The organism is Ornithinicoccus sp., from assembly GCF_057176825.1.
Map to the genome: position 1 here is coordinate 1,603,729 of NZ_CM169976.1, position 18,662 is coordinate 1,622,390.

Genomic DNA, 18,662 nt, shown 5'->3' on the forward strand with positions numbered 1-18,662 from the left:
ACAGTCTGGCGTGCGTGAACGCCGAACAGCAGCGACTCGCCGAGTCCGAGGACCCGAAGGCTCCGTGGCGGCGGTGGGGGCCCTATGTGTCCGGGCGCCAGTGGGGCACCGTGCGGGAGGACTACTCCGCGGACGGCGACGCCTGGGGCTACTTCCCGTTCGACCATGCCCACCGGCGCGCCTACCGCTGGGGGGAGGACGGGCTGGCCGGGCTGTGCGACCTGGACGGCTACCTCAACCTGGGGCTGGCGGTCTGGAACGGGCAGGACGACCGCCTCAAGGAGCGGCTGTTCGGGCTCACCAACCCGCAGGGCAACCACGGGGAGGACGTCAAGGAGTACTGGTGGGCGCTGGAGGGGACACCCACGCACAGTTACGCCCGCTGGCTCTACCGCTACCCCCAGGCCGCCTTCCCCTACGCCGACCTGGTCGCCACCAACGCCGCCCGCGGCTTCACGGACGAGGAGTACGAACTCGCCGACACCGGCGTCCTCGAGGACGACCGCTTCTTCGACATCGAGGTGACGCACGCCAAGGCCTCCCCGGACGACGTTCTCGTCGAGATCACCGCGACCAACCACGGACCCGACCCCGCGCCCCTTGACCTGGTGCCGCACCTGTGGTTCCGCAACACCTGGGGCTGGGGAGACGACGTCACCCGACCGGTCATCCGGGTGGGACCGCACCGGGAGGGGTATGCCGTGGTGCAGGCCGAGCACCCCGAGCTCGGCACCGTGCGTCTCACCGCCGAGGGCGACCCCGACCTGCTCTTCTGCGAGAACGAGACCAACCTCGCCGACCTCTACGGTGCGGACGCCGTGCCCGCCGGCCACACGGCATACCCGAAGGACTCGGTGGACCGGGCGATCGTGCACGGCCAGGCCGACGCCTGCAATCCGGCGCAGACCGGCAGCAAGGTCGCGCTGTGGTGGCGGTTCGCCCAGGTCGCGGCCGGGGACTCGGTCACGGTGCGGCTGCGGCTGACCGTGCTGGGTGCCGACCCCGAGGGGGAGCAGGGCTTCGCCGAGGTGCTGGAGCAGCGGCGTGCGGAGACCGAGGAGTTCTACGCCGCGGTGCTGCCGGAGGCGACCTCCCCGGAGGACGCGCTCATCGCCCGCCGGGCGTTCGCCGGTCTGCAGTGGGGCAAGCAGCTCTACCGCTACGACATCCCTCGCTGGCTGGCGGGTGACCCGGGGCAGCCGCCGCCCCCGCCCGAGCGGTCGGATCGGCACACCGGCCGCAACGTGCACTGGCAACACCTGAACCTGGCCGAGGTCATCTCGATGCCCGACGAGTGGGAGTACCCCTGGTTCGCCACCTGGGACCTGGCCTTCCACTGTGTCGCACTGGCCCATGTCGACCCCGCCTTCGCCAAGTCCCAACTGCTGCTGATGTGCCGGGAGTGGGCGATGCACCCCAACGGCCAGCTGCCCGCCTACGAGTGGAACTTCGGCGACGTGAACCCACCGGTGCACCCGTGGGCCGCCTGGCAGGTCTATGCGATCGACGGTTGCCGGGACCAGACCTTCCTGGAGCGCGTCGTGCTCAAGATGCTGCTCAATTTCCCGTGGTGGGTGAACCGGAAGGACGCGGACGGGTCCAACCTGTTCGAGGGTGGTTTCCTCGGGATGGACAACGTGGGCCTGTTCGACCGCTCCGACCGGCTGCCCAGCGGGCAGCGGCTGGAGCAGGCCGACGCCACGGCATGGATGGGCGGCTTCTGCCTGCGGATGACCCGGATGGCGATCGAGCTGGCCCGGCGCAATCCTGCCTGGGACGAGGTCGCCACCAAGTTCCTGGTCCACTTCCTGGCGATCTCGGAGACCATGGAGGACTTCGGGGCCGGGCATGACACCCTCTGGGACCCCGAGGACGAGTTCTTCCACGACGTGTTGGCCACCGAGGACGGGCGGGCCTACCGGATGCCGGTGCGCTCGATGGTAGGGCTGCTGCCGCTCACGGGTGTCGCGATCGTGCCGGACTGGGTGGCGACGGAACTGCCGGACCTCACCGACTTCTTCCAGGGGTGGACGCAGCGCCGGCCCGAGCTCGCGGACGCCCTGCTGCACACCACGAGGCAGGGGCACAGCGTCCGGACCCTGTCGATGGTGTCCCGCGACCAGCTCGACGCGCTGCTGCGCCGGCTCCTGGACGAGGAGGAGTTCCTCTCGCCGCACGGCATCCGGTCCCTGTCGGCCGCGCACCGGGACGGCCTCACCGTGGAGCTGCAGGGCAAGGAGCTGTCGTTGCAGTATGTGCCGGCGGAGTCGGACTCGGGGATGTTCGGCGGCAACTCGAACTGGCGGGGACCGGTCTGGCTGCCGGTCAACGCCCTGCTCACCGACGCGCTGCGCAGCTACGGCCGGGGTGCCGGTGCCGGGGTGGACGTGCCGTTCCCGACAGGGGGGACCGAACGGGTCGGGATGGTCGAGGCGGCACGCCGGATCGAGCAGCGTCTCGTCGGGCTGTTCCGGCCCGGGCCGGACGGGCGGCGGCCGGGCACCCCGCGGCACCACCCCGCCGGTGCCCTGTGGGATGCCCACCCCACCTTCAGCGAGTACTTCGACGGGGACACCGGTGCCGGGTTGGGAGCCTCGCACCAGACGGGCTGGACCGCACTGGTGGCGCACTTCGTCTGCGCGCCGGACGGGATCGCGAACCGCTGAGCTCAGCCGTCGGCTCGCCGGAGCTCGAGCGGCCGGCCCAGGAACCGGCCCACCCGGCGCACCTCCTCGGCCAGCGAGTGGCCCGGTTCGACGCCCTCCGAGCAGGTGGCGGTGAGGTCGCTCCCGGTGACCTTCCAGGTCCCGGAGACGATGCCGCCCATCGTCACCAGGTGGGCACCACGGGTCACGGCCGGCCGTAGGCCCGGCGGCACGACGGCGGCGTCCGCGGTGCCCGGGCCGAGCACCCACTGGTCGTGGCCGGTCAGCAGGCGGACCTGGTCGGTCGGCTCCGCCGCCGCGAGGTCTTCGGCGAGCGGGGTCGGGACCAGCGTGGACGCACCCTCGATCTCGACCTCGGTCAGCTGGTCCGCCAGGTCCGCGAGCCATGCCCGGATCCGCTTGCGTCCGGCGCCGAGCCCCTCGCCCAGCCAGTAGTGGACCCGGTCGGGGGTCGCCGGGCCGTATGCCGAGAGGTAGCTGGTCACTGCGTGCCGCCCGGCGTCATCCAGGTCGGGGAGACCGGGCCACCGCGGGTTGGCGGCCAGCCCCTGCACCGTGGCCCGCCCGTCCCGGGAGGCGGCGAAGCAGAGATCGCCCTGCCAGAAGAACGGCTTGAGGAAGGTGCCGGCCACGGAGAGGTGCTCCCGCAGGTGCCGGTAGCGCGGGCTGGCGGCCACCGCGGCGCCCAACTCCTCGAGGGTGAGCGGCCCGTCGGCCACGGCCTCCCGGACCGCGGCGCGCAGCGGTGGCCAGTCCGCCGGGGTCAGGTCGTAGAAGTCGTGCCAGCTCGTGCGCTCCCACATCCGCCCGGACGCCCGCAGCGCCAGGTGGGAGGCGGCCATCCCCGGGGTCATCAGGTGGGTGGCGCCGCGAAAGGCGAAGACGCGCACCAGTCGTCCGTCCGCGACCGCCGCCTCGACCTCGCCCTCCTCGGCGCGATTCCGGCGCGCCCGCACGGCGAACTCCGGGTCGCCGGACCAGGCCGGCACGGCCCCCAGCCGCTCCACGACGTCCTCGACGGAAACCTCGGATCCTCCCGGGGGCAGCAGATACTGCCGGCCCAACCGCCAGCTCAGGGCTTGCGCCCAGGTGATCGACATACACCCCACGGTAGGGGGAATGTGGCGGGCGGGTCGGGCGCGGCGGCGCCGTGGCGCTCAGGGCCGCCCGTATGCCGTGAGGCCGCGCCGGTCCGTCACGACCTGCACCGCGGGGTCCTCCACCTCCGTGGTGACGGTCGGTGGGAGTGGCCATGGCACCGCCCCTGCGCGGGCACCCGCAGCGTCGCGCGGGACGAACCGGCCGGTGCCGGTGACCCGGGACTCGTCCTCGCGCGAGCCGGGGACGGCGACGACGTGGTACGGGTCCTCCTCGACCCACACGACATCGGAGGGCCCGCCAGGTCGTGCCCGGCCCGACTCCACGTCGATGACGACCGGGCCGTCCACCGTCTCCACCGACACGTGACCGTCGTCCACGGGCCGCAGCACGGGCGGCACCTGACCGTCGTCCCAGACCGGCTCCGGGAGCGGCACCGTCCACAGCGCCTCGCCGGACGAGGGGTCGAGCCTGACCAGGTCGACGTCCAGGTCGTGGAACGTCGACTCGCCCTGCACCGTCACCCGCTCGCCGGAGTGCCAGACGCAGGCGAGGAGGGGGTCCTCGTCCGCCCCCGTGACGTCGGTGTCGCAGAACGCCGAGGTGCGTTCGGCGAGCCAGCGCCGCTCCCCGGTTGCCGAGTCGATGCCGACCGTCCGGTAGGCCGGCAGGTCCCACGCGATCCGGAAGGACCCGACCCGGCTGCGGGTGCCGACCGATCCGACGAGCAGCGCGTCGTCGGCGAAGGCCTGGAAGGCCCAGCCACTGTTCGTCGAGTGGTCGGGCGCGAACAGGGCCTCGGTGTCCGCCTGCCAGAGCACCTCACCGTCGCGCACCCTGGCCAGCTCCGTCCCCTCGTTCCCGCGCCTGCTGAGCCCCAGCGGGCCGATGCCGGACCATCCCGTCGCGGCGCTCGCTGGCACCTGCGAGAAGCTGCCGTCTCCCATGAGCCCCAACTCCGTCCAGAGGCCGTCCACCCGGATCCGGGCGCAGACCCTCTGGTCGTCGGTCCGGCAGGGGCCGGGCAGCGCGCCGTGGCTCAGCGGATCCGTGGATCGCTGCAGCTCCGCACCGGTCCGCGGGTCGCGCAGCACCACGACGGCAGGGGCCTCGCCCCGGTAGCGACCCTCGACGGGCGCCAGGTGGACGACAGACCCGGCGACGTCGGAGACCGCCAGGTTCACCCCGCCCACCGACTGGGACGGGGTGGCCGGGTGTGTCCACAGCACGGATCCGTCCGCAGGATCGAGGCCCGTGATCGACAGCTCCTCGTCGGACACGGTGTAGAGCACCAGCGTCCCGCCGATCACCTCGGGGGTGGAGACGGGCGCCACCTCCTCGGTCCGCCACACGGTCTCCGCGACGGGACCGTCGGGCGGCTCCACGGCGGGCTCTGTGGCGCTCGGCGTGGCCGATCCGGTGGCCAGGTCGTCCGCGGGGGACGCACCCGGAGGGGACACCCCCGTGACGTCGGCAGTCTGGGCGTTGCGGTCGGGCCCCGACCCCCTGGTCGGGCCGCTGTCGGGAGTCGTCTCGCACCCAGCCGCAGCGAGCAGCAGCGCGGTCAGGGTGGCGAGGTAGGGCGTCGCGCGCATGCCTGAAGTCCAGCAGAACAGCAGAGCACGCGTGCGGGTTGTCCACAGGCCCCGCTCGGGTTACCCCCGCACCCTGCGGACCGGGATCTGCTCCTGCGCCGAGGGCCATTCCAGGATCGAGGCGAGCTGCCGGATGTCCTCCTCGGCGAGCACGTGGGAGCCCGGCTCCCCGGTCTCGGCGCGCCGCCGGGCACGGTCCACCGCCGTCGCGAGGTCGACCTCGAGCACGTGCAACAGCGGTCGGCAGCCCACCGCCAGCGCCCGGTCCCGCCAGGTGGCGCGCCGCTCGCGGCTCCACTGGTTCCAGTCCAGCACCACGTCCCGGCCCGCGGCCAGCACGGGGAGCGCCCGGGACCACAGGGCCTCCTTGGCCTCCTCCGCCAGGGCGCCGTAGCCGGGGGCGTCGAACGACAGGCCGGGATGGTGCGCGATCATCCACTCGTCCAGCGAGAGCCGCAGGGCGCCGCACTCCTGCTCCAGGCGTCGCGCGTGGGTGCTCTTCCCGGCCCCGTTGAGCCCGCACAGCAGGTGCACGGTGGCGCCCGGGCCGGCTGACGGCATACCGGCGCTCACTCCTCGGCGGGCTCCAGGCGGATCACGATCGACTTGCTCGTGGGGGTGTTGGAGTCGAGCGCGGTGGAGTCCAACGGCACCAGCACGTTGGTCTCCGGGAAGTAGGCCGCGGCGCACCCGCGCGTGGTGTCGTAGGCGATCACCCGGAAGCCGGGGGCGCGGCGCTCGACGCCGTCGCTGAACTCCGAGACGAGGTCGACGACCTGGCCGTCGGCGAATCCCAGCTCGGCGAGGTCGGTGGGGTTGACGAGCACCACCCGACGACCGCCCTTGATGCCGCGGTAACGGTCGTCGGGGCCGTAGACGGTGGTGTTGTACTGGTCGTGGGAGCGGATCGTCTGCAGCAGCAGCCGTCCCTCCGGCACCTCCGGCCACCACAGCTCCGTCGTGGTGAAGACAGCCTTGTCGTTCGCAGTCTGGAAGGTCCGCACGTCGTGGGGGCCGTGCGGCAGCTTGAACCCGCCCGGGTGGTCGATCCGCTCCTCGTAGTCGGTGAACCCGGGCACGACCCCGGCGATGTGCCGCCGGATCAGGCGGTAGTCGTCCTCGTAGCCGGCCCAGTCGGCCCGGGGAGTCCCCGGCCGGGGACGACCGTCCTCGTCGTGGAACAGGGCACGCGCCAGCCGGCTGACGATCGCGACCTCCGAGAGCAGGTCGCCCTTGGGGGGCGTCAGGTTGCCCTGCGAGGCGTGCACCATCGACATCGAGTCCTCGACGGTCACCCGCTGCGGGCCTGCGGCCTGCACGTCGAGGTCCGAACGACCCAGGGTGGGCAGGATCAGGGCGGTCTCGCCGGGGGCGAAGTGGGAGTGGTTGAGCTTGGTGGAGACCTGCACCGTCATCGAGCAGGAGCGCAGGGCGGCCTCGGTGACGTCGCTGTCGGGGGAGGCCTTGAGGAAGTTGCCGCCCATGGCCATGAAGAACCGCACCCGCCCGTCCCGCATAGCCCGGATGGTGTTCACCGTGTCGTGCCCGTGCGCCCGGGGACTGGCGAAGGAGAACTCGACGTCCAGCCGGTCCAGGAACGCGTCGGGCATCTTCTCGAAGATGCCCATCGTCCGGTCGCCCTGGACGTTGGAGTGCCCCCGCACCGGGAGCAGGCCTGCGCCGGCCCGGCCCAGGTTGCCCTGCAGCAGCACGACGTTGACGATCTCCTTGATGGTCGGCACGGCGTGCCGGTGCTGGGTCAGCCCCATCGCCCAGGCGACCACCGTCCGGTTGGAGTCCAGCAGCAGCTCACCGACCTCCCGGATCTGGGCCTGCGTCAGCCCGGACGCGGTCTCGATGTCGGCCCAGGAGGTGGCCCGCAGGTTGGCCAGGTAGCCCTCCAGCCCCTCGGTGTGGGCGTCGATGAAGGCGTGGTCGAAGACGCTGGACATGCCGCGGGTGTGGCGTCCCGCCTTCTCCGCCTCGTCCAGCACCTTGCCCAGGCCCTGGAACAGCGCCAGATCGCCACCGAGCCGGATCTGCAGGTGCACGTCGGCGAGCACCGTGCCCCGGCCGATGACACCCTGGATCGTCTGCGGGTTGCGGTAGTGCGTCAGCCCGGCCTCGGGGAGCGGGTTGATGGCCACGATCTTGGCCCCGCCCTCCTTGGCCTTCTCCAGCGCCGTGAGCATCCGCGGGTGGTTGGTGCCGGGGTTCTGACCCGCGATGAGGATCAGCCCCGCGGTGTGCAGGTCGTGCAGGGTGACCGAGCCCTTGCCGATGCCGATGGTCTGGCCCAGTGCCTCGCCGGACGACTCGTGGCACATGTTGGAGCAGTCCGGCAGGTTGTTGGTCCCGAAGCCGCGGACCAGCAACTGGTAGAGGAACGCCGCCTCGTTGGAGGTGCGCCCGGAGGTGTAGAACGCCGCCTGGTCGGGGGAGTCCAACCGGCCCAACTCGTCGGCGATCCGCCGGAAGGCCTCCTCCCAGGACACCGGCCGGTAGTGGGTGGCACCCTGCTCCCGCAGCATCGGGTGGGTGATCCGGCCCTGCCGGTTCAGCCAGTAGTCGTCGGCCGCGTAGAGCTCCTCGATCGAGTGCTCGGCGAAGAACTCCGGGCGCACCCGCTTGCGGGTGGCCTCTGACGCCAGTGCCTTCGCGCCGTTCTCGCAGAACTCGGCGTGGCTGCGGTCGGGCGCGTCGGGGTCCGGCCAGGCGCAGCTCATGCAGTCGATGCCGTCCGTCTGGTTCAGCTTGAGCAGTCCCTTGGCCCCGCGGACCGGGCCCATCTCACGGATCACGTGCTCCATGGCGTGGGCAACCCCCGGCACTCCCACGGCGCTCGTCTTGCGCTCGCCCACCTTCAGGCCGCTCTCATCGATGCCCTTGGTCGTCATCGATACATGCTAACGACCGGAGCGCACGCCTGCCGGGGAGGACGGCTACCGTCGACCGTATGCAGTGGGGCGCGACCGGCGTCCCGGGACGGGAGCGGTGATGGCACGGGTGACCCGGCGCTGGCGGGTGCGACGGCTGGCTGCCGACGGCTCGGTCCGGGAGCGGGCCGACGTGCTCGCCGGGGAGGAGCCGCTGGAGATCCGTCTCGCGGGCCGGCCGTTCACCGTGACGATGCGTACGCCGGGCGACGACTTCGACCTGGTGGCCGGGTTCCTGGTGTCCGAGGGGGTGGTGCACGAGCACGGGCAGGTCGTGCGGATGGACTACCGGTCCGGGATCGCGGCATCGGGGGAGCGGGACTACAACGTCGTGGACGTCACGCTCGCCGACGGGGTGCCGCTGCCCGACACCTCGATGGAACGGCACGTCTACACCTCGAGCAGCTGCGGTGTGTGCGGGACCGCCTCGATCGAGGCGGTCCGCAAGGTCTCCCGGCACGATCCCGCGGGCGACGGTGCGACGGTCGCCCTGGCCGACCTACTGGCGCTGCCGGCCCGGCTGCGGGAGGGGCAGGGGGTGTTCGACCGCACCGGCGGGGTCCATGCGGCCGCGCTCTTCCTGCCCGCCCGACCGGGGGAGGACGCGACGGACGACGAGCCCGGGGCTCCGTCGCCCGGCACCCTGGACCTGGTGTGTCTGCGTGAGGACGTGGGGCGGCACAACGCCGTCGACAAGGTGGTCGGCTGGGCACTCCGGCAGGGCCTGCTCCCGGCCCGGGGCGGAGTGCTCCAGGTCAGCGGCAGGGCCTCGTTCGAGCTGGTCCAGAAGGCCGCGATGGCGGGCATCCCGGTGTTGTCGGCGGTGTCTGCGCCGTCGGCACTGGCCGTCGAGCTGGGCGAGGAGGAGGGCATCACCGTCATCGGGTTCAACCGCGGCGAACAGCTCAACGTCTACAGCCGCGGCGAGCGCGTCCGGTGACCCCGGGAACCGTGACTGCCCCGGACGGTGGTCACCGTCCGGGGCAGCCCGTGGGCTGGCGGGTGCCGGTCAGGGCTCGTCGCAGACCCGCTTGAGCTCCTCGCGGCTGTTGATCTCACCACGGTCGAGCTGGGCCTGGACCTCCTCGGCCTTCTCCGGCGTCAGGACGGGGACCTCCTCGCCCTCGGCGTCCACGACCTTGCCGTCGACCACCGAGTCGCCGTCCTCCAGGGCGTCCAGGATGTCCCGGCGCACGAAGCGCACCTGCGTCCCGGCGACGAACACCGACGCCTTCTCGGGGTTGCCCGCGGAGATGTGGTTGAACACGATGTTGAGCAGCACGGCCATGATCGCGGCCGAGCTGATGCCGGAGTGGAAGATGATGTTGAACCACTCGGGGAAGTCGTCGTAGAACGACGGCTGGACCACGGGGATCAGGCCGAACGCCAGCGAGACCGCCACGATGATCAGGTTCATGTTGTTCTCGTACTTCACCTTCGCCAGGGTCCGGATCCCGGCCGCGGCGACGGTGCCGAAGAGGACCACCCCGGCACCGCCCAGCACGGGCGTAGGGATGGCGGCGACCACGCGCCCGATGAGCGGGAAGAGCCCCAGGACCACGAGGATGACACCGCCGGCCGACACGACGAACCGACTCTTCACGCCCGGTGATGGCGACCAGGCCCACGTTCTGGGCGAAGGCGGTCTGCGGGAAGGAGTTGAAGACCGGCGCCACCGCGGAGGAGAGCATGTCGGCGCGCAGGCCGTCGGCGATACGGCGGGAGTTCACCTTGGTCTTGACGACCTCGCCGACCGCCAGGATGTCGGCGGTGGTCTCGGTCATCGTCACGATGATGACGATGAGCATCGAGATGATCGCGGCGGCGTTGAAGGTGGGCCAGCCGAAGGCGAACGGGGTGGGGAAGGCCACGATCGAGCCGTCCGCGACGTTGGAGAAGTCGGCCACGCCGGTGACCGCGGCGACCACGGTGCCCACGCACGATGGCCAGCAGGATGGAGAGCCGGGAGATCGTCGCGCTGTTGACCTTGGACAGGACCAGCACGGTGAGCAGGGTCAGCGCGGCGAGGCCGACGTTGCCCATGCTGCCGTAGCCCTCCGCGCTGGAGTCCCCGCCCATGGCCCAGTTGGCGGCGACCGGCATCAGGGTCAAGCCGATCGTCGTGATCACCACGCCGGTGACCACGGGCGGGAAGAAGCGGATGATCTGGGCGAAGAACGGCGCACAGGACCAGACCGATGAGGGAGGCGACGAGCACCGCCCCGAACACGTCGTTGATGGTCCCGCCGTCGGAGCTCATGATCGCCAGCATCGTGGCGACCCCGGCGAAGGAGACGCCCTGGACGAGCGGGAGCTGGGAGCCGAAGAACGGCACCCCGAAGGACTGCAGGATCGTGGCCAGGCCGCCGATGAACAGGCAGGAGGCGATCAGCAGCCCGACCTCGGTCGAGGTCATCCCCGCCGCGCCGCCGACGATGAGGGGGACCGCGATGATGCCGCCGTACATCGTGAGGACGTGCTGCAGGCCGTAGGCGAACGAGCTGCCGATCGGGAGGCGTTCGTCCTCGGGACGCAGCGGGGTGGCTGTCGTCGTCTTGTCTGCCGCCATGGCAGGCTCTCCTTTGAGTCGAGGAAGCGGGTGCTGAGCGTTCCGCAATGCGAGATACGAGGTTTCGCTTGACAAAACTTACGACCGGGCTCTGCGCCCTGTCAAGGGGTTGACCCCTGCCGATCCACCGGTGCTAGCCTGCGCTCACCCGGCCGAGTCGGCAACTTGTCGCGGCCCGGGTTCCTGGATCAGCAGACAGGACCACACTGAGCTGGCGGCACCTGCCGCCCGGCAGGTCCCGCTCGACACGTGAGCGAGAGGCGATCCGATGACTACCCTCCTCTGGATGCGCACACCCCCTGGCGATCCTGACCGGCACCGACGAGGACGCCGGCGGCGGCCTCGTGGTGGACACCGGCAGCGGGACGATCTGCGAGGTGGTCCCCGCCGGGGGCACCCCGCAGACCACCCCGGACACCACATACGACGCCTCGGGGCACGTGGTGGTCCCCGGCCTGGTCAACACCCACCACCACTTCTACCAGACCCTGACCAGGGCCTGGGCGCCGGTGGTGAACGTCCCGCTCTTCCCCTGGCTGGTCAACCTCTATCCGGTGTGGGCGCGGCTGCGACCCCGCGACCTGGAGCTGGCGACGACGGTCGCGATGGCCGAGCTGCTGCTGTCCGGGTGCACCACGGCCGCGGACCACCACTACCTGTTCCCGGACGGCATGGAGGACTCGATCGACATCCAGGTGGCGGCGGTCCGTGCCCTCGGGATGCGCGCCACCCTCACCCGCGGGTCGATGACCCTGGGCGAGGAGGACGGCGGTCTCCCGCCGCAGAGCACCGTGCAGGACCCGGACGTCATCCTGGCCGACTCCGAACGGCTCATCGAGCGCTACCACGAGCGGGGTGCGGGTGCCATGGTGCAGATCGCGCTGGCCCCGTGCTCCCCGTTCTCGGTCACGACCTCGATCATGGCCGACAGCGCCGAGCTCGCCGCGCGTCACGACGTGCGGCTGCACACCCACCTCGCCGAGACGATCGACGAGGAGACCTTCTGCCTGGAGCGGTTCGGGATGCGCACGGTGGACTACCTGGAGTCGGTGGGCTGGCTCACCGACCGGGTGTGGCTGGGCCACGGGATCCACTTCGACGACGAGGAGGTCGCGCGGCTGGGCGCGGCCGGCACGGCCGTGACCCACTGCCCCAGCTCGAACATGCGGCTGGCGTCCGGGATCTGCCGGGCGGTGGACCTGGAGGAGGCGGGCTCCCCGGTCGGCCTCGGCGTCGACGGGTCCGCCTCCAACGACGGCTCCAACATGATCCTGGAGGTCCGCCAGGCGATGTACCTGCAGCGACTGCGCTACGGCGCCGAGCAGGTCACCCCGCAGCGGGCGCTGTCCTGGGGGACGCGCGGCTCGGCCCGGGCCCTGGGCCGGGACGACCTGGGCACGCTCGCCGTCGGCCAGCAGGCCGACCTGGCCATGTTCCGGCTGGAGGGGCTGCGCTTCTCCGGCAGCCACGACCCGCTGTCCGCGCTGTTGCTGTGCGGGGCGGACACCGCCGACCGGGTGATGGTGGGCGGCCGCTGGAGGGTGACCGACGGGGCCATCGAGGGACTCGACGTGCCCGCCCTGATCGCCGAGCACTCGGCCGCCGCGCGCCGCCTCGTCGCGGGCTGACCGCTCAGCCGCGGCCTGGGGACGGCGGGCCACCGCCGTCGGTCCCAGCGCCTACCCTGGGGGCATGCCCCCGGACCTGGACGCCCTCCTGCACGCCGCCGTCACCGCGGTCGGCGGCACCGAGCGTCCGGGGCAGGAGCAGATGGCGACCGCCGTCCGGGACGCGGTGGAGGACGAGCGGCACCTGCTGGTGCAGGCCGGCACGGGCACCGGCAAGTCGTTGGCCTACCTGGTCCCCGCGATCGCGCACGCCGTGGCCACCGGCAAGCCGGCGGTCGTGGCGACCGCGACCCTGGCGCTGCAGGCGCAGATCGTGGACCGCGACCTGCCCCGGATCGCCGAGGCGCTGCGCCCCGTGCTCGGCCGACTCCCGACGTTCGCGCTGGTCAAGGGTCGGTCCAACTACCTGTGCCGGCACAAGCTGGTCGGTGGCTTCCCCGACGAGGAGGACGAGGGCCTCATCTCGGTCGGCGCGGTCGACCGGGAGGCCTCGCGGCTCGGGGCCGAGGTGACCCGGCTGCGGGAGTGGGCCGAGGTCACCGAGTCCGGCGATCGGGACGAGCTGGTCCCCGGGGTCAGCGCCCGGGCCTGGCGACAGGTGTCGGTGTCCGCCCGGGAGTGCCTGGGCGCCACCAAGTGCCCCCTGGCGGCGGAGTGCTTCGTCGAGCAGTCCCGGGCCGCCGCGCGGGACGTCGACGTGGTGGTGACCAACCACAGCTTCATGGCGATCGACGCCTTCGAGGGCCGGCAGATGCTGCCCGACCACGACCTCCTCGTGATCGACGAGGCACACGAGCTCACCGACCGGGTGACCTCCACCATCACCGACGAGCTGACGGCGACCTCGGTGTCCGTGGCGGCCAAGCGGGCCGGCAAGCACGCCGACACCACCGAGCTGACCGAGGCGGCCGACACCGTGCAGGCCGTGCTGGAGGAGCTCCCGGAGGGGCGGCTGCACGGCCTGCCGGAGCGGCTGTCCATGGTGCTGGCGTCGGTGCGCGACGCGGCGCGCGGGCTGCAGACCGAGCTCAAGCCGCAGTCCGGTGCCGAGGCCGACACCGGGCGGCAGATCGCGCGGGCTGCCATCGAGGAGGTGTTCGACACCGCCGAGCGGCTGCTGGAGGAGCGCGAGCTGGACGTCGCGTGGGTCAGCAAGGACCCGCGCCGCGGCTCGGTCCTGCGGGTGGCCCCGATGAGCGTCGCCATGCTGCTGCGGGACAAGATCTTCGGCGAGCGGACGGTCGTGATGACCTCGGCGACGCTGGAGCTCGGCGGCACCTTCGACGCCGTCGCCGGCACCCTCGGGCTGCGGGGGGAGGGGGCGCCGCCCTGGGTGGGGCTCGACGTGGGCAGCCCGTTCGACTACCCGCAGCAGGCGATCGCCTACGTCGCCTCGCACCTGCCGGCACCGGGCCGCGACGGCACCTCCGAGAAGGTGTTCGAGGAGATCGAAGACCTGGTGCGCGCTGCCGGCGGTCGGACGCTGGGCCTCTTCAGCTCCCGCCGTGCCGCCGAGGCCGCCGCCGAGCAGTTGCGCGAGAGGCTCTCCGACACCGGCATCCGGGTGCTGTGCCAGGGCGACGACCAGACCGCCACCCTGGTGCGGGACTTCGCCGCCGACGCGACGACCTGCCTGTTCGGCACCATGTCGCTGTGGCAGGGCGTCGACGTGCCCGGCTCGGCCTGCCAACTGGTGATCATCGACCGCATCCCCTTCCCCCGACCGGACGACCCCCTGTCCTCGGCCAGGTCCGAGGCCATCGGGCGGATGGGTGGCAACGGCTTCATGGCCGTGTCGGCGACGCACGCGGCACTCAAGCTCGCCCAGGGCGCAGGGCGGCTGGTCCGGCGTGGTGACGACCGGGGTGTCGTCGCCTTCCTGGACTCCCGCATGATGAGCGCCCGCTACGCCGGGTTCCTGCAGCGCTCGCTGCCGCCGTTCTGGCCGACCTCGGACCGGGCGCTCGTACTGTCCGCCCTGCGTCGACTCGACGAGACGGCCGCGGACCCGCTGCCGGTGCAGCAGCCCGGCGTGCGCGGTGTCGGTGGTGCACCGCAGACTGCGGCACTCGGACCGGTCGCGGACCCGCCGCCGGTCGCCCGGTCACCGCGCACGGCGGTCACCGGCGGACATGCTTGGACGCCCGACCAGGACGCCGAGCTGCGCGAGGGGGTGGAGTCCGGCCTGACCCTGGAGGAGCTGGTCGATCACCTCGAGCTGGCACCCGACGTCGTCACCGCGCGCCTCAACCTGCTCGAGGTGGAGCTCGCCCCGGACGAGACCGTCCGCGAGGACGCCCCGGCGGCGCTACCGCTGGGTGACTGACCGGGCGCCGGGACCGTTCAGAACCGGGAGGAGCTGCCGGCGCCGCTGAAGCTGCCGCCGCTGCTGCTGAAGCCCGAGGTCGAGCCGCCCGAGGACGAGGAGGAGCTCCGGGACTGCTCGACCTTGCGCGTGCCCGAGTTGTACCCGTCACGGAAGGAGTCGACCGGGTACCACGTCCACGTGGGGTAGGAGGTCGTCAGGATGGTGGGCCGCCCGACACGCTCCCGACGGGTCTCGCCCATCTGCCGCTCCATCGTGCGGCGCTCGGAGGCGGAGTAGTCCGACACGTTGGCCACCGCCGTGGCGAGCCGGTCCAGGTGCCCGCTGAGGTCGTCCCGCGTGTTGCGCAGCCGGTCCAGGGCGTCGTCCGGGGTCACCGCGCCGTTCTCCAGGTCGCCCCGGAGCTGCTCCAGGTCGGCCGTGGCCTGCGAGCTGAACTCGCGCAGCGACTGGGCCTCGGTGACGCCCCGCGCCGAGGAGTTCAGGGTGCTGGAGATCAGGGAGTCCACCTTGGCCAGGTCCTCCCGCAGCGGTGCGACCTGCCGCTCCCAGGCCTCGGGCCAGGCCTGGTCCTTGTTGAGCAGGGCCGCCGTGTCGGCGATGACGTCGTCCAACTCGTCCAGCGACGTGGCCTTGTCCCGGTAGGTGGTCAGCGTCTCCAGCGCCGCAGGCGTGTCGTAGTCGCGCTCTGGGACAGACCGAGCCTGGTTGCCGACCTCGGTCAGCTCCCGGAACCCGTGGGTGTAGGTGTCGTAGCGCTCCAGCATCGCCCCGCCGTACCGGGACTCCTCGGGAAGCAGCTTGGCGTGGATCTCGGTGGCCTCGTAGTCCCGGACCACGTTGGCCATGCTGCGGTCGCCGGTCTCCCGCGCCGAGCGGCTCTTGCCCTGCCGGCGCTTGCCCACGCCGTAGTAGGCGCCGGCGCCCCCGAGGGTGAGCAGCGAGGCGATGGCGGCGGCGATGGTGCCCCCGGTCGTGCGGATTCCCGGGGCGTTCATCCGGTCCGCCCCGGCCTGCACCCCCAAGATCGTCCCCTCGGTCCACTGGCCCCGACGGTACTCGTCCTTGGCGGCGTCCTGGATGTCGAGCTGGGTGCCCTCGCCGACCTTGCGGTTCTCCCCGAAGTAGGTGCCGACCAGACGGCCCTCGGGGTCGACGGCGAAGATGAACAGGTCGGGGGCGAACTTCTGCTCGTCCTCGCTGAGCCAGTCGTTCCGGGTCTCCCGGGCGTAGGCCAGGACCGCGTCGTTCAGGGCGTAGTCGTCATAGCGGGCCTCCGGCCCGCCCCGGTGGGTGAACACGGCGACGGTCGTCGGCTCGTAGAACCGGATGTCATCGATCGCCTCGCGCAGGTCCGGCTCGTAGATGACACCGGCGGTGTCCTCCAGCTGGACCTCGGTCGCCGCGTGGTCCGGCCCCTGGACGGCATACAGACCCACGCTGCCCCCGACCACGCCGAGACACGCGACGGTGCCCACCACGACTCGCTGACGGATCGACATACGGATTCCTCCCTGCGCCACGCACGACCGGGGTGGTCGTGCCTGGTCTGTGACGGGGCCGGCCGGCCCCAGGTTCCCGCACCTAGCCCACCACAGACCGCGGCGGGAACGCCAACCGGGTCCGGCTGGGGCGGCGTGGCAGGCTGACACCCGTGAACGTGCACGGACCGGGAGCCCCGGCCACCCGACCGGCCCGCTACGCGATCGGCATGTTCGGGACCTCCATCCCGATCAACCTGATCAAGGGCTCGATGATCCTGTTCTACGTCGACCTGCTGGGCCTGGACGTGCGCGTCTACGGGGTCGTCATGGTCGTCTACGCCATCATCGACGCCGTCGACAACCCGGTGCTGGGCTTCCTGTCCGACCGGACGCGCACCCGGTGGGGCCGACGCCGGCCGTGGCTCCTCGCCGGCGCGCCGCTGCTCTGCGTCAGCCTGGTCGCCTTCTTCGCGCCGCCGTCGACCCTCGACGGTGCCGGCCTCATCGTCTGGTTCACCGTCTTCGCCATCCTCTGCGAAGCGTTCGACTCGATGCTCAACGCCAACTACGGGGCACTGCTGCCCGAGTTGTTCCCACGGGAGCGGGAGCGGGCGGTGGCCAACTCGCTGCGCCAGGCGTTCCAGCTGCTGGCCCTCGTCATCTCCCTGGCGGTCACCCCGCTGCTGACCACGCGGGTCTTCGGCACCGAGACGACGACCGAGGGGTTCACCACCACCGCGGCCCTCTACGGGGTGCTGGCCTGCGCCGTCATCGTGTTCATGGCCCTCGGCGTGCGGGAGGACCCCCGTCCGGCGCAGGAGCACCGGCCCCGCCTGCTGCCCACCGTCCGGGTCATCGTCACCAACCGGCGCTTCTGGCAGATCGGCCTCACCAGCGCCTGCTACCTGAGCGCGATGGGGCTCGTGCTCACCGGGGTGCAGCTCTACGTCCGGTACGCCCTCGGCCTGCCCGTCGCCCAGACGCTGTACCTGCAGGGCGTGGTGATCCTGGCGTCCGTCGGCTTCCTGGTGGTGTGGACCCGGGTCGTGCGGGCCAAGGGGGCCCCGTACGTCTGGCGGGCGGCGTTCGTGCTCCTGGCGCTCAGTTTCGTCCCCCTCTTCCTGGCCCGCGACCTGCTGACGGCCGTGCTGGCCGGGCTGGTCGTGGGGGTCGGCTACTCGGGGATGCTGGCGAGCAACGACCTGGTGATCGCCCGGGTGCTGGACGAGGACGCGGCCGTGCACGGGCAGCACCGGGAGGGTATCTTCCTGGCCGCCTTCGGCTTCTTCGGCCGGTTGGGTGGCATCGTGACCGGCACGGCGCTGGCCTCGTTGGCGTTCTTCTTCGGCTACCAGTCCGGCACCGTCCCCGGCGATCAGCCGGACCTGGCCTGGCGGGTCTACGTCTGTGCCTACCCGTGCCTGCTGGCCACCCTGGGGGCGGTCGCGGCCTTCTGCATCGACGTCCCCGAGAACCGCCGCACCCCCGACCCGGCCGTGCCCGACGCACCCCACCGGGCGCCATGACCCGCCGTCTCGTCCTCACCGCGGATGACCTGGGCCGGGAGTCCGCCACCACCGGGCCGGTCCTGGAACTGCTCGCAGCCGGGCCGCTCACGGCAGTCACGCTGATCGCGGTTGCTCCTGACTCGGCGGCCGCCGCGGCCGCGTGCCGGGACGCGGGTGTCCTCCCTCGGTTGCACGTGACGCTGACCAGTGAGCGGGGGCTCCCCGCGTGGCGGCCACTGTCGCCGCACCCGGGCGCACTGGCCGACGGGGCCGGCTGTCTGCCTACCGATCCCGCGGTGGTGGGTTCGCGGGCGACCCCGGCCGAGGTCATCGCCGAGGTCGCGGCGCAGTGGGACTGGATGGTGGCCCAGGGTCTGCGGCCGACCGGTCTGGACTCGCACGCGGGGACGCTCTACGGCCTGCACGGGCGCTCCTACCTCGCCGGGGCGCTGCGGTTCTGCGCCTCCCGGGGCCTCGACTTCCGCCTGCCGCGGGACGCCGGGCTCATCCTCGGCCGGGGCATGGACGAGGCCCTTCGGGCGCAGCACGCCCAGGCCGTTGCGTATGCGGACGCGCTGGGTGTGCGGCTGCCGGCGACCATCGCCTCGCGCCCGTCCGGCGAGGGGGACCCGGGGACCTACCGCTCCCTGCGCGAGGACTACCTGCGGCTCCTGGGGCACCTGCCGGAGGGGACCAGCGAGATCTTTCTGCACCCCGCACCCGAGGGGGTCGTCGCCGGACCGGCCGGCGTGGTCCGCGGCTGGGAGCTGCGGCTGCTGCGCGATCCCCTCTTCCACCGGGCGCTGGAGACCGAGGGACTGGAGCTGGTGCCCTCCTGGTGACGCCGTCCCC

At 72.2% G+C, this 18,662-nt stretch carries 11 protein-coding genes and 1 pseudogene; 6 read left to right on the forward strand and 6 right to left on the reverse strand.

Annotated elements, in window-relative coordinates; all coding sequences use genetic code 11:
• Positions 1–14 precede the first annotated feature (14 nt).
• Positions 15–2,666 (forward strand): MGH1-like glycoside hydrolase domain-containing protein, encoded by a 2,652-nt coding sequence (locus AC1QRC_RS08195; protein ID WP_484206280.1) that lies wholly within the window; start codon positions 15–17, stop codon positions 2,664–2,666.
• Positions 2,667–2,668: 2 nt separating this feature from the next.
• Here the strand turns inward: AC1QRC_RS08195 and AC1QRC_RS08200 are convergent, their stop codons facing one another.
• From AC1QRC_RS08200 to AC1QRC_RS08215, 4 genes are read right to left on the reverse strand one after another with little or no spacing between them, the layout of a single operon-like run.
• The gene (locus tag AC1QRC_RS08200) at positions 2,669–3,766 is read right to left on the reverse strand and encodes a DNA glycosylase AlkZ-like family protein (protein WP_484206281.1); all 1,098 of its coding nucleotides are present in this window, start codon (positions 3,764–3,766) and stop codon (positions 2,669–2,671) included.
• A gap of 57 nt (positions 3,767–3,823) precedes the next feature.
• A complete protein-coding gene (locus AC1QRC_RS08205) occupies positions 3,824–5,359 on the reverse strand; it encodes an outer membrane protein assembly factor BamB family protein (RefSeq protein ID WP_484206282.1) in 1,536 nt (511 codons plus the stop codon).
• 60 nt (positions 5,360–5,419) lie between these two features.
• Positions 5,420–5,920 (reverse strand): P-loop nucleotide/nucleoside kinase family protein, encoded by a 501-nt coding sequence (locus AC1QRC_RS08210; protein WP_484206283.1) that lies wholly within the window; start codon positions 5,918–5,920, stop codon positions 5,420–5,422.
• A gap of 8 nt (positions 5,921–5,928) precedes the next feature.
• Entirely contained in the window at positions 5,929–8,256 is a 2,328-nt protein-coding gene (locus tag AC1QRC_RS08215) for an FdhF/YdeP family oxidoreductase (RefSeq protein ID WP_484206284.1), read from the reverse strand.
• A 100-nt stretch (positions 8,257–8,356) separates the two neighbouring features.
• On the opposite strand from AC1QRC_RS08215, the gene AC1QRC_RS08220 reads away from it, so the two are divergent.
• A complete protein-coding gene (locus AC1QRC_RS08220) occupies positions 8,357–9,235 on the forward strand; it encodes a formate dehydrogenase accessory sulfurtransferase FdhD (protein ID WP_484206285.1) in 879 nt (292 codons plus the stop codon).
• Positions 9,236–9,304: 69 nt separating this feature from the next.
• Here AC1QRC_RS08220 and AC1QRC_RS08225 read toward each other — a convergent pair.
• A pseudogene (locus AC1QRC_RS08225) lies at positions 9,305–10,864 on the reverse strand (nucleobase:cation symporter-2 family protein).
• 299 nt (positions 10,865–11,163) lie between these two features.
• Between AC1QRC_RS08225 and AC1QRC_RS08230 the strand changes: the two are divergent.
• A complete protein-coding gene (locus AC1QRC_RS08230) occupies positions 11,164–12,492 on the forward strand; it encodes an 8-oxoguanine deaminase (RefSeq protein ID WP_484206597.1) in 1,329 nt (442 codons plus the stop codon).
• Between the two features lie 64 nt (positions 12,493–12,556).
• Positions 12,557–14,818 (forward strand): ATP-dependent DNA helicase, encoded by a 2,262-nt coding sequence (locus tag AC1QRC_RS08235; protein WP_484206286.1) that lies wholly within the window; start codon positions 12,557–12,559, stop codon positions 14,816–14,818.
• Between the two features lie 17 nt (positions 14,819–14,835).
• On the opposite strand, the gene AC1QRC_RS08240 is transcribed toward AC1QRC_RS08235, so the two are convergent.
• Positions 14,836–16,320, reverse strand: a complete 1,485-nt coding sequence (locus AC1QRC_RS08240; RefSeq protein WP_484206287.1) for a DUF5129 domain-containing protein — start codon at positions 16,318–16,320, stop codon at positions 14,836–14,838.
• A gap of 152 nt (positions 16,321–16,472) precedes the next feature.
• Between AC1QRC_RS08240 and AC1QRC_RS08245 the strand changes: the two genes are divergently transcribed.
• Positions 16,473–17,828, forward strand: a complete 1,356-nt coding sequence (locus AC1QRC_RS08245) for an MFS transporter (protein WP_484206288.1) — start codon at positions 16,473–16,475, stop codon at positions 17,826–17,828.
• Positions 17,825–18,652 (forward strand): ChbG/HpnK family deacetylase, encoded by an 828-nt coding sequence (locus AC1QRC_RS08250; protein WP_484206289.1) that lies wholly within the window; start codon positions 17,825–17,827, stop codon positions 18,650–18,652. The genes AC1QRC_RS08245 and AC1QRC_RS08250 overlap by 4 nt, the downstream gene beginning before the upstream one ends.
• Positions 18,653–18,662: the final 10 nt, after the last annotated feature.